The 14,308-nt window shown below is 72.4% G+C and carries 14 protein-coding genes; 9 read left to right on the forward strand and 5 right to left on the reverse strand.

The window, feature by feature from the left end:
• Positions 1–4: 4 nt before the first annotated feature.
• Positions 5–1,333, reverse strand: coding sequence for a PH domain-containing protein (locus QQY66_RS27885; protein WP_301983024.1), 1,329 nt, complete (start codon positions 1,331–1,333; stop codon positions 5–7).
• Positions 1,330–1,833 carry a PH domain-containing protein gene (locus QQY66_RS27890; protein WP_301983025.1) on the reverse strand — a complete coding sequence of 168 codons (504 nt, stop codon included), beginning with the start codon at positions 1,831–1,833 and terminating at the stop codon, positions 1,330–1,332. Before QQY66_RS27890 ends, QQY66_RS27885 begins: the two co-directional genes overlap by 4 nt.
• 31 nt (positions 1,834–1,864) lie before the next feature.
• Here QQY66_RS27890 and QQY66_RS27895 point away from each other — a divergent pair, with 31 nt between their 5' ends.
• Positions 1,865–3,016, forward strand: a complete 1,152-nt coding sequence (locus QQY66_RS27895; protein WP_301983026.1) for an NADH-quinone oxidoreductase subunit D — start codon at positions 1,865–1,867, stop codon at positions 3,014–3,016.
• A 6-nt stretch (positions 3,017–3,022) separates the two neighbouring features.
• Here QQY66_RS27895 and QQY66_RS27900 read toward each other — a convergent pair whose 3' ends face one another.
• Positions 3,023–4,024, reverse strand: a complete 1,002-nt coding sequence (locus tag QQY66_RS27900) for an SAM-dependent methyltransferase (RefSeq protein WP_301983027.1) — start codon at positions 4,022–4,024, stop codon at positions 3,023–3,025.
• Positions 4,025–4,142: 118 nt separating this feature from the next.
• Here QQY66_RS27900 and QQY66_RS27905 point away from each other — a divergent pair, with 118 nt between their 5' ends.
• From QQY66_RS27905 to QQY66_RS27915, 3 genes are all read left to right on the forward strand, one after another.
• Positions 4,143–5,354 carry a sensor histidine kinase gene (locus QQY66_RS27905; RefSeq protein ID WP_301983028.1) on the forward strand — a complete coding sequence of 404 codons (1,212 nt, stop codon included), beginning with the start codon at positions 4,143–4,145 and terminating at the stop codon, positions 5,352–5,354.
• Positions 5,355–5,450: 96 nt separating this feature from the next.
• On the forward strand, positions 5,451–6,122 hold the full coding sequence (locus tag QQY66_RS27910) for a response regulator transcription factor (protein ID WP_301983029.1): 672 nt from the start codon (positions 5,451–5,453) through the stop codon (positions 6,120–6,122).
• Positions 6,123–6,155: 33 nt separating this feature from the next.
• Positions 6,156–6,788 carry an ATP-binding protein gene (locus QQY66_RS27915; RefSeq protein WP_301983030.1) on the forward strand — a complete coding sequence of 211 codons (633 nt, stop codon included), beginning with the start codon at positions 6,156–6,158 and terminating at the stop codon, positions 6,786–6,788.
• Positions 6,789–6,800: 12 nt separating this feature from the next.
• On the opposite strand, the gene QQY66_RS27920 is transcribed toward QQY66_RS27915, so the two are convergent.
• Positions 6,801–7,901 (reverse strand): DUF5937 family protein, encoded by a 1,101-nt coding sequence (locus QQY66_RS27920; protein ID WP_301983031.1) that lies wholly within the window; start codon positions 7,899–7,901, stop codon positions 6,801–6,803.
• Positions 7,902–8,058: 157 nt separating this feature from the next.
• On the opposite strand from QQY66_RS27920, the gene QQY66_RS27925 reads away from it, so the two are divergent.
• Complete coding sequence (locus QQY66_RS27925) at positions 8,059–8,274, forward strand: hypothetical protein (RefSeq protein WP_301983032.1); 216 nt, start codon at positions 8,059–8,061, stop codon at positions 8,272–8,274.
• Here QQY66_RS27925 and QQY66_RS27930 read toward each other — a convergent pair.
• A complete protein-coding gene (locus QQY66_RS27930) occupies positions 8,264–9,460 on the reverse strand; it encodes a low specificity L-threonine aldolase (RefSeq protein WP_301983033.1) in 1,197 nt (398 codons plus the stop codon). The two genes, QQY66_RS27925 and QQY66_RS27930, sit on opposite strands and share 11 nt — an antisense overlap.
• A gap of 207 nt (positions 9,461–9,667) precedes the next feature.
• Between QQY66_RS27930 and QQY66_RS27935 the strand changes: the two genes are divergently transcribed.
• The 4 genes from QQY66_RS27935 to nadC are packed head-to-tail and all read left to right on the forward strand — an operon-like array spanning position 9,668 to position 14,305.
• A complete protein-coding gene (locus QQY66_RS27935) occupies positions 9,668–10,597 on the forward strand; it encodes a Rossmann-like and DUF2520 domain-containing protein (RefSeq protein ID WP_301983034.1) in 930 nt (309 codons plus the stop codon).
• Entirely contained in the window at positions 10,594–11,595 is a 1,002-nt protein-coding gene (panC, locus tag QQY66_RS27940) for a pantoate--beta-alanine ligase (RefSeq protein ID WP_301983035.1), read from the forward strand. Before QQY66_RS27935 ends, panC begins: the two co-directional genes overlap by 4 nt.
• Positions 11,592–13,322, forward strand: coding sequence for an L-aspartate oxidase (locus tag QQY66_RS27945; protein WP_301983036.1), 1,731 nt, complete (start codon positions 11,592–11,594; stop codon positions 13,320–13,322). Before panC ends, QQY66_RS27945 begins: the two co-directional genes overlap by 4 nt.
• A gap of 5 nt (positions 13,323–13,327) precedes the next feature.
• Complete coding sequence (nadC, locus tag QQY66_RS27950) at positions 13,328–14,305, forward strand: carboxylating nicotinate-nucleotide diphosphorylase (RefSeq protein WP_301987517.1); 978 nt, start codon at positions 13,328–13,330, stop codon at positions 14,303–14,305.
• Positions 14,306–14,308: the final 3 nt, after the last annotated feature.

Raw genomic sequence — 14,308 nt, forward strand, 5'->3', positions numbered from 1 at the left:
CGGCTCACGCCATCCACCGGTCCGGCCGCGCGTCCCTGCGTCCCGTCCGTGACCGCTCCGCCTGCCCGCGCAGCAGCTCCGCCGCCTCCTCAGCGTCTCGCAGCCGCGCTGTGACGGTCTTGTTGGCCCCCGTGTCCACATGCACGTCCGCAAGCCGCCAGACGCGCTTCCAGGGCCCCTGAGCCAGCCGTACGCTCTGCACCTTCGCGTGCGGTACGAGGGCCAGGCTCCGCCGCAGGAGGCCGTGCCGGGAGGCGAAGACCGTGTTGGTGACCGCGATGCCGTAGCCGCGCCACCACAGCGGCAGGCACCGGCCGGCGCGGCGCGGCGGCCGGGACAGGGACGGCGGCACCGTCACCCCGGGCAGCACGCGCGCGATGACGGCCTCGGCGATCTCGCGCGGGGCGACCGGCAGCAGCAGGGAGTTCGAGGACCCGGCGACATCCAGCTCGACCCGCACCCAGCCACGCCTCCGCCACAGCAGCGGCTCCACGATCCGTACGGTCTGCACCCGCCCCGGCGGCACCGTCTCGTGGACGCGGTCCAGCAGCCCGCGGTCGATGCGCAGCCCGTCAGGGGACTCGGCGACCGTCCAGTCGTACTCCGCGACGAACCGTCCCACGCTGCTCGCGCCCGCCGCGCCCAGCAGCGGCAGGGCGACCGCGAGGACCGTCCACACGCTGTGGGTGGCGAGCCATATCAGCGGCGGTACGACGAGCGCGGCGGCGAGGGTGCCCCAGGTCGCGCCGGTCAGGACGAGGGAGACGGCGAGTACGCCCGGGGGCGTGCGCAGCAGCTCCTGCGCCGGTGCTTCCCCGACTTCGTGCGCCGTCTCGGGCGCGAAACCCGCCGCGCGCGCGAGCAGTTCGGCGCGCAGCGTGCGCGCCTCGTCCGCGCCCAGGAAGGCCAGTTCGTCCTTCTTGTCCGTGCCGACGACGTCGAGTTTGAGCTTGGCGACGCCCGCGACCCGCGCTAGCAGCGGCTGGGTGACGTCGACGGCCTGGATGCGTTCGAGCCGGATGTGCGCGGCGCGCCGGAACAACAGGCCGGTACGGATGCGCAGTTCGGTGTCGGTCACCGCGAAGTGCGTGAACCACCAGGTCAGAAAGCCGTACAGGGCGGCGGCCGGGACGATCACGGCGAGCGCGATCAGCAGTGTGGTCGTCGTCAGCCTGGTCAGCTGGCGCTGCGTCTGGTCGGGGTCGTGCAACGCCCACCCGATGATCACGGCGACCGGCGCCCACGCCCGCCTCAGCGGTGTCACGGGATGCAGCCGCCGCTCGGTGACGGGTTGCTTCTCGCGTACGGCGCCGTCGACGCCCGGCGCCGTCACAGCCCCGCCGATCGTGCCTCGCCCAGCTCGGTGAGCCGGTCGCGCAGCCGTTCCGCCTCGACCGGATCGAGCCCCGGAATCGTCGCGTCGGTCGCGGCGGCCGCGGTGTGCAGCTGCACGCTGGCCAGCCCGAAGTGCCGTTCGACGGGCCCGGAGGTGACCTCGACCAGCTGCATCCGCCCGTAGGGGACGACGGTCAGCTCGCGCCACAGCACGCCCCTGCTGATCAGCAGGTCGTCGGCGCGCTCGGCGTACCGCCAGGAGCGCCAGTTGCGCTCGATCATCACCCAGCCCCATATCAGCAGGGCCAGCGGCAGCAGCGCGAACGCGGCCCACGCGGGACCCGTGAACAGACCGAGCAGCAGACCGGTGGCCGCCGTCAGCAGCCCCAGCCACACCACCAGCAACAGCCTGCGCATCCGCAGCAGCCCTGGGGGCAGCCCGATCCATGTCGGCTCGACCTCCGCCGCCTCCGGGTTCTCCCGGCTCCCCGTCTCCATACGGCAAGCGTACGTAGGGGAGACTGGGGCCATGACTCCTACGACGGAGACCACGGTCGGTATCGGCGGTGCCGCGGAGAGCACCGACATGGTGCTCAACATCGGGCCCCAGCACCCGTCCACGCACGGCGTGCTGCGGCTGCGGCTCACCCTCGACGGGGAGCGCATCACGAGCGCGGAGCCCGTGATCGGCTATATGCACCGCGGCGCGGAGAAGCTCTTCGAGGCGCGCGACTACCGCCAGATCATCATGCTCGCCAACCGCCACGACTGGCTGTCGGCCTTCTCGAACGAGCTGGGCGTGGTCCTCGCCGTGGAGCGCATGCTCGGCATGGAGGTCCCCCCGCGCGCGGTGTGGACGCGCACGCTGCTCGCGGAGCTGAACCGGGTGCTCAACCACCTGATGTTCCTCGGCTCGTATCCGCTGGAGCTGGGCGGGATCACTCCGATCTTCTACGCCTTCACCGAGCGCGAGGAGCTCCAGCACGTCATGGAGGAGGTCTCCGGCGGGCGTATGCACTACATGTTCAACCGCGTCGGCGGCCTCAAGGAGGACCTGCCCGCGGGATGGACCACGCGCGCGCGTGCCTCCGTCGCGGCCCTGCGCTCCCGTATGGACCGCTTCGACGACCTGGTCCTCGGCAACGAGATCTTCCGCGGGCGCACGCGAGGGGTGGGCGTCCTCGCGCCGGAGACCGTCCACGCGTACGGCGTGAGCGGGCCGATCGCGCGCGGCTCAGGCGTCGACTTCGATCTGCGGCGCGACGAGCCGTACCTCGCGTACGGCGAACTCCAGGACACCCTCCAGGTCGTCACCCGGCAGGAAGGCGACTGCCTCGCCCGCTTCGAGTGCCTCCTGGCGCAGACCCACAACTCCCTGGACCTCGCCGACGCCTGCCTGGACCGGCTCGCCGAGCTGCCGCCCGGCCCGATCAACCAGCGGCTCCCCAAGGTCCTCAAGGCGCCCGAGGGCCACACGTACGCCTGGACCGAGAACCCGCTCGGCATCAACGGCTACTACCTCGTCAGCAAGGGCGAGAAGACGCCGTACCGGATGAAGCTGCGGTTGGCGTCGTACAACAACATCCAGGCGCTGGTGGAGCTGCTGCCGGGGACGCTGGTCGCGGACATGGTGGCGATCCTGGGGTCGCTGTTCTTCGTGGTCGGGGACATCGACAAGTAGGAGCCCCTAGGTGAGCGGGTTCGGAATTCCAACCGGCTGCACCAGCCATCCGAAGTCGCCGAGGCCGCCGACCGCTGTGAGTTCGGCGCCCTCTCCCGCGTTCGCGAGGGCACGCACGTAGGCCGCGGGGTGTGTGGTCGCCAGCGCGAGCGGGGGCCGAGCGCCTGCGATGCCCAAGGCGCGCAGCGCTTCGCGCTGGCGCACGAGGAGTGCGCCGGGAAGTGCGTCGAGAGGCGCGCACGCGTCCAGCGCCACGTGCGCCGTTATGTCGCAGGACCCGTCCGGCACGGGCCGCGTCTCGCGCCCCTCCCGGAAGCCGGTGAGCGTGCCGAACGGCGGGCGGGCGTCCGCCGTGTGCACGTAGTCCACGGCCACCGCGAGCCCCCGGTCGAGCGTCGCGACCGCCGCCGCCCAGGCCTCGTCCCGGGGCAGCCCGATCTCGGCGCGCAGCCCCTCCTCGGCCGACAGCGGCCACCACCGGCCGAGCCACTCCGCCTCCGCACCGAAGACGCGCTCACCGAGCAGCTCGGCCCCGTCCTCCCGGACGAGCACCAGCCGCGGTATGCCTGAGGAGTCGACCTCGGCCACCTCCACGGGCACGTTGTCCAGCCACTCGTTGGCGAACAGCAGCCCGGTCGCGCCCTGCGGGGGTGCGCTGAGCCACTCGATGTGGTGGTCGAGGCCCGCGGGGCGGTCGGCGACCTCGACGGCGTACGCGCGCGTGCGGGCGGCCACGCCGGCGGGCAGCGCGGCCAGCACGCCGGTGACCAGCTCCCCGCGCCCGGCCCCCATGTCGACGAAGTCGAGCGCCTCGGGCCCGCCCAGTGCCTCGTCGACCAGGCACAGCAGCCGGGCCACGGCCCCGGCGAAGAGCGGCGACGCGTGCACGGACGTACGGAAGTGGCCGGCCGGGCCCTCGGGCCTGCGGTAGAAGCCGTCCGGCCCGTACAGGGCGGCCTCGGCCGCCGCCCGCCAACCGCGCCAGTGCCCCGCCGTCTCGTCCGTCACGCCGTCAGGTTAAGCGCACAGGGGAACGGAGCCTCCACCTTGCGGAGTATGCGCGCCCGATGCGGATCGGCCCTCCGGTTGACCCCTGCACGCATCATGCTTCCCTACGCTGGGTTACGTGCAGCGCCTCTATGACTTCCTCCGCAGACACCCGACATGGGTGGACAGCTTTTGGGCCGTCCTCCTTCTCGGGATCTCCGGGATGGCCGAGGTCGCCCGGCTGGGCGCCGAGGAGGCTCCGGGCACCGACTCCCCGGCGGCCATCGTCCCGGTCGTCATCCTGCTGTGCCTGGTGATCGCGTTGCGCCGGCGCATGCCGGAGAAGATGCTACTGCTGGCCATCGGCGTGGGGGCGGCGCAGCTGGCGCTGAACGTGGCGACGACACCCGCCAACTTCGCCTTCCTGGCGATCACCTACACCGTGGCCGCGACCGGCGCCCGCTGGGCCTCCCGGCTCGCCCTGGCCGTGGGCCTGTTCGCGGCGCCCCTGGCGCAGGTGCGCTGGCCGGAGCGGGACGCCGGCGTCCTGGGCACCGTGGCACTGATGATCTTCATGACGGTGCCGTTCGCGCTCGCCTGGGTGCTCGGCGACTCGATCCGCACCCGCCGCGCGTACTACGAGCAGCTCGAGGAGCGCGCGACCCGGCTCGAGAAGGAGCGCGAGGCGCAGGCCAAGGTCGCGGTCGCCGCCGAACGCGCCCGGATCGCGCGTGAGCTGCACGACGTCGTCGCCCACAACGTGTCGGTGATGGTGGTCCAGGCCGACGGCGCCGCCTACGTCCTCGACTCCGCGCCCGACCAGGCGAAGAAGGCCCTGGAGACGATCTCCTCCACCGGCCGCCAGGCTCTCGCCGAGATGCGCCGCCTGCTGGGCGTGCTGCGCACCGGCGAGCACCAGGAGAGCGGTGAGTACGTCCCGCAACCCGACGTCGAGCAGATCGACGAGCTGATCGAGGAGTGCCGCACCTCCGGACTGCCCGTCGACTTCAAGGTCGAGGGCACCCCCCGACCGCTGCCCAGCGGCGTCGAGCTCACCGCGTACCGCATCGTGCAGGAGGCGCTCACCAACACCCGCAAGCACGGCGGGCCCAACGCGGGCGCCAGCGTGCGCCTGGTCTACTTCGACGACGGCCTCGGCCTGCTGGTCGAGGACGACGGCAAGGGCGCCCCGCACGAGCTGTACGAAGAGGGTGGCGCCGACGGCCAGGGGCACGGCCTGATCGGGATGCGCGAGCGGGTCGGTATGGTCGGCGGCACCCTGGACGCGGGCCCGCGCCCGGGCGGCGGCTTCCGCATCAGTGTGCTGCTCCCGCTCAAACCAGCGCACTGACATCGACGCACGCCCCCTGTTGACACCTGTCACGCCCCCGCAGACGCGGGCCCCACGAGACATCAGACGAGACAGACGAGAACGGAAGAGGCCCCGATGACGATCCGCGTGATGCTCGTCGACGACCAGGTGCTGCTGCGCACCGGGTTCCGGATGGTGCTGGCCGCCCAGCCGGACATGGAGGTCGTCGCGGAGGCGGGCGACGGTGTCGAGGCGCTTCAAGTGGTGCGCTCGACCCCCGTCGACGTGGTGCTGATGGACGTACGCATGCCGAAGCTCGACGGTGTCGAGGCCACGCGCCGCATCTGCGCCGAGCCCGACCCGCCGAAGGTGCTGATCCTGACCACCTTCGACCTCGACGAGTACGCCTTCTCGGGGCTGAAGGCGGGCGCGTCCGGCTTCATGCTCAAGGACGTGCCGCCCGGGGAGCTGCTGACCGCCATCCGGTCCGTGCACAGCGGCGACGCCGTCGTGGCCCCCTCGACGACCCGGCGCCTGCTCGACCGGTTCGCGCCGATGCTGCCCAGCGCCGGCAAGGAGCCGCAGCACAAGGCGCTGGAGCGGCTCACCGACCGCGAGCGCGAGGTCATGGTGCTGGTCGCGCAAGGGCTGTCCAACGGGGAGATCGCTGCCCGGCTGGTGCTGTCCGAGGCGACCGTCAAGACGCATGTGGGCCGCATCCTCACCAAGCTGGGGCTGCGGGACCGGGTCCAGGTGGTGGTCCTGGCGTACGAGACGGGGCTGGTGCGGGCCGGCGGACACGGCTGACTGGGGGTGCGCGGGCCTCGGTAGGGTCGGCGCATGCTCCTGTGGATCAATGGCCCCTTCGGGGGCGGCAAGACACAGACCGCGTACGAGATCCAGCGGCGTCTGCCCGGCAGTGTCGTCTGCGATCCCGAGCACGTCGGCTTCGGCCTGAACCGCACGCTGCCGCCACAACTACGCAAGGACTTCCAGGACTTGACGTCCTGGCGGCAGGGCGTCGTCGAGACCCTCGATCTCGCCCTCACCGAGCACGACGGCGTGGTGATCGCGCCCATGACGGTCACCGATTCCGGCTACTTCGGGGAGACCGTCGGCCGGCTGCGTGAACTCGGCCACGGCGTACACCACTTCACCCTCCTCGCGCAGCGCGAAACCGTCCTGAAGCGGCTGCGGGAGCGCAACTTCGGACACCTCCTGACGTACGTCGGCGGAAAGAACGTCCCCCTGCGCTGGGAGAGTTGGGCGGTACGGAAGCTCGACCACTGCCTGGAGCGGCTCCAAGAGGCGGAGTTCGCCGAGCATCTGTGGACCGACCACACGACCGTGCCCAAGACCGCGGACCGTATCGCCGTGCTCGCCGGTCTGACGCTCAGGCCGAACACCGAGGGCCCGGTGCGGACCCGGCTGAGGCAGGCGCGGATCGGAATCAAGCACATCCGGTTCGACTGACAGGGCCGACGGCTACCTGAGCAGCGCTTCCAGGAAGTCGCTGCCGAGCCGGGCCATCGCCGTGACGTCCAGCTGGTACAGGACATACCGCCCACGTCGCCGGGTGGTGATCAGGCCCGCCTTCTTCAGCACGCTGAGGTGCCGGGATATCTCTGGGGCCGTCATGCCGTGGATCTGCACGAGTTCGCTCGTGGTGTACGTGGTGCGGGCCAGATTCCGGCACAGCTGCATGCGCACCGGGTGGGACAGCGCGGTCATCCGCAGGGTCAGCTGCTCGACCGAGGGCGGCGCGGCGAGTTCAGGGGAGCCGACCGGGTAGTGCAGGACCGGCTGCCAGCCGTGCCGGTGCAGCACCTGGAGATGCGGCCAGCCCAGGCTGGTCGGCACGAGCAGCAGGCTCCGGTCGCAGATGTGGCTCTGGCGGAGCTTGTCGATGGTGATGCGTCCGGCGGCCTCGTCGAGCACCACCGCCGGGGACACCGCGGCCAGCGCCTGACCCAGGCCCTTGTGCCGCAGCAGATCGGTCTTGTGGCGGGCGTCGGCCGTGAGCTGGTGGCGCAGCCGCGACCAGGTGTCCGCGAAGAACGCCTCGTCGCAGTCCTGGAGGAACTGCCGCAACCAGGCCCGGATCCGCGGCGGATCGTCCAACAGCCGTCGGCTGAACCGCAACTGCTGCGGCCCGCGCGCGGCGGCCAGCTCCAGGGCCCGGCGGCGCAACTCCGCGTCGGCGAGCACGGGCGGGCCCGCAACCTCGTACGGCAGCGCACAGGTGAACTCCAGCGCCGCGTCCACGAACTGCTCGTCCGTCAGCTTGTCCAGCAGGTCCAGTTCCGCGGCGAGCGTCGCGCCGGGGAGCGTGGCGCCGCCCGGGATACCCGCATAGGGCAGGAAGAGGTCCGAGAACGTCGTCCGCCACAGGAAGTCGGCCTCGCACATGCGGTCCGCCAGAGGCGAGTCGAGCCGGGCGGTCACGCTCGTCACCCAGCCCTGCAGGCCCGGATGGTGCCCCGGCTCGGACAGCGCGTGCAGCGCCATGCCGAGTTCGGCCAGGGGTGAGGGGACGACGGCGACCCTCTCCGGCCGCAGCCCCGCGATGTCGATGCTCACGCTCATGCCCTCATGGTGCACCCCGCCACTGACAACGCGGTCTCCGATTGACGGCGGCCGTCAATCGACGCGACGTCACGGTGGCAGCGACGCAACCTGGGACATCCGGGGCAGCCGCGGAGCCCGATTCCTACGTCCCGAGAACCCGAGAAGGCGATCCGCCATGAGCATCACCCAGTACCACGTCCTCGACACCTATCGCGCCCTGCAGCTCGGCGAGCCCGACCCGCCCGCGCCCGGCGCGCACGACTGGCAGGTCATCCGCGAACTCCGTGACCACCGGCACTTCCGCGCGGTCCTCGCGGGCCGTCCGGCCCACGGCCGGCTACGGCAGGCCCTGGGCCGTTGGCTGCGTCTGCGCCCGCGCTCTACCTGCTGACCTGCGCGATCAGCCGGGCGGCGAAGTCGGCGACCGCCGCCTTCACGTCCTCGGCCGTCCACTCCAGGCCCGCGGCCCGTACGTCGATCTCCGTGACGGCGAGCCCCGGGCCGGATGCTTCCCAGGACCGGGCGAAGAGCACGGTCCTGGTCTCCTCGGCGTGCCGGACCGCGACGTCGGCGACGACATCGGCGTCGTACGGCAGCCAGACCTGGAACTCGTTGGTGTGCGGCTCCTCGGGGTGGACGCGCGTCCAGGGCACCCCGGCCGCCGCGAAGCCCTCGCGCAGCGCGGCGGCCACCACGCGCGCGTGCCGCACGTACTCGGGAAGCCGGGGCAGCTCGCGCTCCAGTCCGGCGAGGGCGGACAGTACGGTCGGGAACTGCTGGAAGACTGTGCCGCCGTACCGGTGCCGCCAGGCCTTGGCCTCCTCCACCAGCGTCCTGGGGCCGGCGAGGGCGGCCCCGCCGAAAGCGTTCAGCGACTTGTAGAACGACACGTAGACGCTGTCCGCCAGGCCCGCGATCTCGTCCAGGGGGCGGCCGAAATGGAGGGTGGTCTCCCACAGGCGCGCGCCGTCGAAGTGCACCACCGCGTCGCGCTCCCGCGCCGCCTCGACGATCTCGGTGAGCTCCTCCCAGGAGGGCAGCACGAAACCGGCGTCCCTGAGGGGCAGTTCGAGCATCAGCGCCCCGAAGGGCTCCTCGAAGTCGCGCACCTCGGCGGCGGTCGGCAGCCGGGGCTCGCTCGTCACCCGGACCGGGCGCAGGCCGCTGACCTCGCGAAACGCATTGCGCTCATGGACCTCGGGGTGGGCGAGCGCGTGCAGGGCCACCACGGGGCTGCCGGTGCGGCCCGCCCAGCAGCGCAGGGCGACCTGCTGCGCCATCGTGCCCGTCGGGAAGAACGCGGCGGCCTCCATGCCGAGCAGACCGGCGACCTTCTCCTCCAAGGCCTCGACGACGCCGTTGCCGTACAAGTCCGCCGTCTGATCCAGGTCGTACACCTCTTCGACGGCCTCCAGGACCGCCAGACGCTCCCGGAGCGTGCTGAGCACGCTGGTGCGCGCGAACACGCGCTCCGCGCCCCGGTAGGCGCTGATGCGCCGCTCACGGCGTCGCTTGCGCCGCTCGTCGTCCGACTCCGGTTCGGCTTGTCGCGTGGCCTGCTCCGATGTGTCGCTCATGCGACGGATCATGCCGGTCGGTGATTCATGCGGGCACCCACTTTTCCGTACCCGCCTTTCCGTACCCGCCTTTCGGCAGTCGACGCGACTCGAAGTGTGGCCGCCCACAGCCTGTGGACAACCGGACGCCCCGGCAACCGATCGCGTTAACATGACGAGAAATCGTCCGGTACCCAGAGCGGACTGGAACGGGAAGGCCTCCGTCGCGTGAGTACAGTCCAACAGCCAGACCCCAAGGACCGCCCCGCGCGGCTCACCGTCGGCGTTGTCGGCGCCGGTCGCGTGGGACCCGCGCTGGCCGCGTCCCTCCAACTCGCCGGACACCGCCCGGTAGCCGTCTCCGGAGTCTCCGACGCTTCCAGGAAGCGGGCCGCGCTGCTGCTGCCCGACGTGCCGCTCGTACCGCCCGCCGACGTCCTCGATCGCGCCGACCTCGTCCTGCTCACCGTCCCGGACGACGCCCTGCCCGCGCTCGTGGAGGGCCTCGCCGAGACCGGCGCCGTACGGCCGGGGCAGCTGCTCGTGCACACCTCCGGGCGGTACGGCGCGAAGGTCCTGGACCCCGCTCTGCGCGCCGGCGCGCTGCCGCTGGCCCTGCACCCAGCGATGACCTTCACCGGCACTCCTGTGGACGTCCAGCGCCTCGCCGGGTGCTCCTTCGGCGTGACCGCACCCGACGAACTGCGGCTGGCCGCCGAGGCCCTCGTCATCGAGATGGGCGGCGAGCCCGAGTGGATCGCCGAGGAGAACCGGCCGCTCTACCACGCGGCCCTCGCGCTGGGCGCCAACCACCTGGTCACGCTGGTCGCCCAGTCCATGGAGCTGCTGCGCGCCGCCGGCGTCGAGGCCCCGGACCGGATGCTCGGACCGCTGCTCGGCGCCGCGCTCGACAACGCCCTGCGCTCCGGCGACGCCGCCCTCACCGGGCCCGTCGCGCGCGGGGACGCCGGTACGGTCGCCGCGCACGTCAGCGAGTTGCGCAGGCACGCCCCCCAGGCCGTCGCCGGCTATCTGGCGATGGCACGCGCGACCGCCGACCGGGCGCTCGCCCACGGTCTGCTGAAGCCGGAGCTGGCCGAGGACCTGCTGGGGGTACTCGCCGACGGGACCAACGGGACCGAAGGGGACGCCCGATGACCACCGCCCTGCTGCGCACCTCCGGCGAGCTGCACGCACGCGCGCGTGAAGGCCGTCGCGCGGTCGTGATGACCATGGGCGCCCTGCACGAGGGCCACGCCACCCTGATCCGCACCGCGCGCGAGATCGCCGGCCCGGACGGCGAGGTCGTCGTCACCGTCTTCGTCAACCCGCTGCAGTTCGGCAAGGGCGAGGACCTCGACCGCTACCCGCGCACCCTGGAGGCCGACCTCAAGCTCGCCGAACAGTCTGGCGCGGACGCCGTGTTCGCCCCGTCCGTGGACGAGGTCTACCCGGGCGGCGAACCCCAGGTCCGCATCAGCGCCGGCCCCATGGGCGAACGCCTGGAGGGCGCCTCCCGCCCCGGCCACTTCGACGGCATGCTCACCGTCGTCGCCAAGCTGCTGCACCTCACCCGCCCCGACATCGCCCTGTACGGCCAGAAGGACGCCCAGCAACTCGCCCTGATCCGCCGGATGGTGCGGGACCTGAACTTCGGCGTCGAGATCGTCGGCGTACCGACCGTGCGCGAGGACGACGGGCTGGCCCTGTCCAGCCGCAACCGCTATCTGTCGCCCCAGGAACGGCGCACGGCCCTCGCGCTGTCCCAGGCGCTGTTCGCGGGTCTCGACCGGCATGCGGCGCAGGAGGCGCTGCGCGCGCGGGCTCGCGAAGTGCCCGCCACGCGCGCGCGTGCCGAGGCGCTCAGCGCCATAGGGGAGTCCCGCGCGGCGGCCGACGCGCACGCGGTCGCCAAGGCCGTGCCGGGTGGCCCGTCGGCCGTCCGTGCCGCCGCCCGCCTGGTCCTCGACGAGGCGGCCCGCCTCAACCCGCCGCTCCAACTGGACTATCTGGCCCTGGTCGCCCCGTCCGACTTCACCGAGGTCGCGGACGACTTCACCGGGGAGGCCGTCCTCGCTGTCGCCGCCCGGGTCGGGACGACCCGGCTGATCGACAACATCCCCCTCACGTTCGGAACCTTCGGAGCCGCCTCGTGACCAGTACCGGCATACGACTGCACGCCCCCGCCCCCGGCTGGTCCATCTCCGCGGACGTCGTGGTCGTCGGATCCGGCGTCGCCGGCCTCACCGCGGCCCTGCGCTGCGAGGCCGCCGGCCTCACGACGGTCGTCGTCACCAAGGCCCGCCTCGACGACGGCTCCACCCGCTGGGCGCAGGGCGGCATCGCCGCGGCCCTGGGCGAGGGCGACACCCCCGAGCAGCACCAGGACGACACGCTCGTCGCGGGCGTGGGCCTGTGCGACGAGCAGGCCGTACGGATCCTCGTCACCGAGGGCCCGGACGCCGTACGGCGGCTCATCGAGACGGGCGCCCACTTCGACGAGTCCTCCGAGGGAGAGCTGGAACTCACCCGCGAGGGCGGCCACCACCGCCGCCGTATCGCGCACGCGGGAGGCGACGCGACCGGCGCGGAGATCTCCCGGGCGCTGGTCGAGGCGGTACGCGCGCGTGGGCTTCGTACGATCGAGAACGCGCTCGTGCTCGACCTGCTGACGGACGCCGACGGCCGTACGGCCGGTGTCTCGCTGCATGTCATGGGCGAGGGCCAGCACGACGGCGTGGGGGCCGTGCATGCCCCCGCGGTCGTCCTCGCGACCGGCGGCATGGGACAGGTCTTCTCGGCGACGACGAACCCGTCCGTGTCGACCGGCGACGGCGTGGCGCTCGCCCTGCGCGCGGGCGCGGAGGTCTCCGACCTCGAATTCGTGCAGTTCCACCCCACCGTGCTGTTCCTCGGCCCGGACGCGGAGGGCCAGCAGCCCCTCGTCTCCGAGGCGGTACGCGGTGAGGGCGCCCACCTGGTCGACGCCGGCGGCGTGCGGTTCATGACCGGACAGCACGAGCTGGCCGAACTGGCGCCCCGGGACATCGTCGCCAAGGGCATCATGCGCCGCATGCAGGAGCAGGACGCCGAGCACATGTTCCTAGACGCCCGGCACTTCGGCGCCGACATGTGGGAGCACCGCTTCCCGACGATCCTCGCCGCCTGCCGCGCCCACGGCATCGACCCCGTCCACGAGCCCATCCCGATCGCCCCGGCCGCCCACTACGCCTCCGGCGGCGTCCGCACGGACTCCCACGGCCGTACGACCGTCCCCGGGCTGTACGCGTGCGGCGAGGTCGCCTGCACCGGCGTGCACGGCGCGAACCGGCTCGCGTCCAACTCCCTCCTGGAGGGCCTGGTCTACGCCGAGCGCATCGCCGAGGACATCGCGGCGAGCCACGCCGAGAACGGCCTCCACGCGCGCGTGCCCCACCCGGTGCCGTACCCCGAGGTACCCGAGCACCCCCTGCTGGAGCCCGAGACCCGGTTCGCGATCCAGCGGATCATGACCGAGGGCGCGGGCGTCCTGCGCTCCGCCGACTCCCTCGCCAAGGCCGCCGAACAGCTCCAGCAGCTGCACGCCGACGCCCGTGGCGCCCTCCACGAGAACGGCAAGACGGCCGAGCCCGGCGTCGACACCTGGGAGGCCACCAACCTCCTGTGCGTGGCCCGCGTCCTGGTCGCCGCCGCCCGGCAGCGCGAGGAGACCCGTGGCTGCCACTGGCGCGAGGACTACGCCGAGCGCGACGACACAGCATGGCGGCGCCACATCGTCGTACGGCTGAATCCGGACCGCACACTCGCCGTACACCCCACCGATACCGCAGACTTCCCCCCGACCCGGCAGCACCATCCGGCGCAGCGTCCCCAGGAGCAGTGACAGCAGTGGATACCCCCGACCTTCCCCTCGCACAGGACGACGGCTGCGGCGACGGCTGCGCCTGCGGTGCGGACACCGGCGACGAGTACCTGGAGTGCGGGCTCGATCCCGCGCTCGCCGAGCTCCTGGCCGAGGCCGGACTCGACCCCGTGGAGGTCGAGGACATCGCGAACGTGGCCATCCAGGAGGACCTCGACCACGGGGTCGACGTGACGACGGTCGCGACCATCCCCGAGGACGCCGTCGCCACCGCCGACTTCACCGCGCGCGAGGCGGGCGTCGTGGCGGGCCTCCGGGTCGCCGAAGCGGTGCTCTCCGTGGTCTGCGAGGAGGAGTTCGCCGTAGAGCGGCATGTGGACGACGGCAACCGGGTGGAGGCCGGGCAGAAGCTCCTGTCGGTCACCACGCGCACGCGTGACCTGCTGACGGCCGAGCGCAGCGCGCTGAACCTCCTGTGCCGCCTGTCGGGCATCGCGACCGCCACGCGCGCGTGGGCGGACGTTCTGGAGGGCACGAAGGCGAAGGTCCGCGACACCCGGAAGACGACGCCGGGGCTCCGGTCGCTGGAGAAGTACGCGGTGCGCTGCGGCGGCGGCGTGAACCACCGGATGTCGCTGTCCGACGCGGCCCTGGTCAAGGACAACCACGTGGTCGCCGCGGGCGGCGTCGCGCAGGCCTTCAAGGCTGTACGGGAGGCCTTCCCCGACGTACCGATCGAGGTCGAGGTCGACACCCTGAACCAGCTGCGCGACGTCGTGGACGCCGGCGCCGACCTGATCCTTCTGGACAACTTCACGCCGGGCGAGTGCGAGGAGGCGGTGGCCCTCGTGCACGGCCGGGCCGCCCTGGAGGCCTCCGGGCGCCTCACCCTGGAGAACGCGAAGGCGTACGCGGACACCGGCGTGGACTACCTCGCCGTCGGCGCCCTGACCCACTCCTCGCCGATCCTGGACATCGGCCTCGACCTCCGTGAGGCGGAGTAAGTC

The sequence above is a fragment of the Streptomyces sp. DG2A-72 genome, from assembly GCF_030499575.1.
In the GTDB taxonomy this organism is placed as follows: Bacteria; Actinomycetota; Actinomycetes; order Streptomycetales; family Streptomycetaceae; genus Streptomyces.

Excerpts from the sequence above, each read along its gene's own strand:
- QQY66_RS27890 (WP_301983025.1), bottom strand. The coding sequence starts at position 1,833 with ATGGAGACGGGGAGCCGGGAGAACCCGGAGGCGGCGGAGGTCGAGCCG.
- QQY66_RS27895 (WP_301983026.1), top strand. The coding sequence starts at position 1,865 with ATGACTCCTACGACGGAGACCACGGTCGGTATCGGCGGTGCCGCGGAG.
- QQY66_RS27910 (WP_301983029.1), top strand. The coding sequence starts at position 5,451 with ATGACGATCCGCGTGATGCTCGTCGACGACCAGGTGCTGCTGCGCACC.
- QQY66_RS27915 (WP_301983030.1), top strand. The coding sequence starts at position 6,156 with ATGCTCCTGTGGATCAATGGCCCCTTCGGGGGCGGCAAGACACAGACC.
- QQY66_RS27920 (WP_301983031.1), bottom strand. The coding sequence starts at position 7,901 with ATGAGCGTGAGCATCGACATCGCGGGGCTGCGGCCGGAGAGGGTCGCC.
- QQY66_RS27925 (WP_301983032.1), top strand. The coding sequence starts at position 8,059 with ATGAGCATCACCCAGTACCACGTCCTCGACACCTATCGCGCCCTGCAG.
- QQY66_RS27930 (WP_301983033.1), bottom strand. The coding sequence starts at position 9,460 with ATGAGCGACACATCGGAGCAGGCCACGCGACAAGCCGAACCGGAGTCG.
- panC (WP_301983035.1), top strand. The coding sequence starts at position 10,594 with ATGACCACCGCCCTGCTGCGCACCTCCGGCGAGCTGCACGCACGCGCG.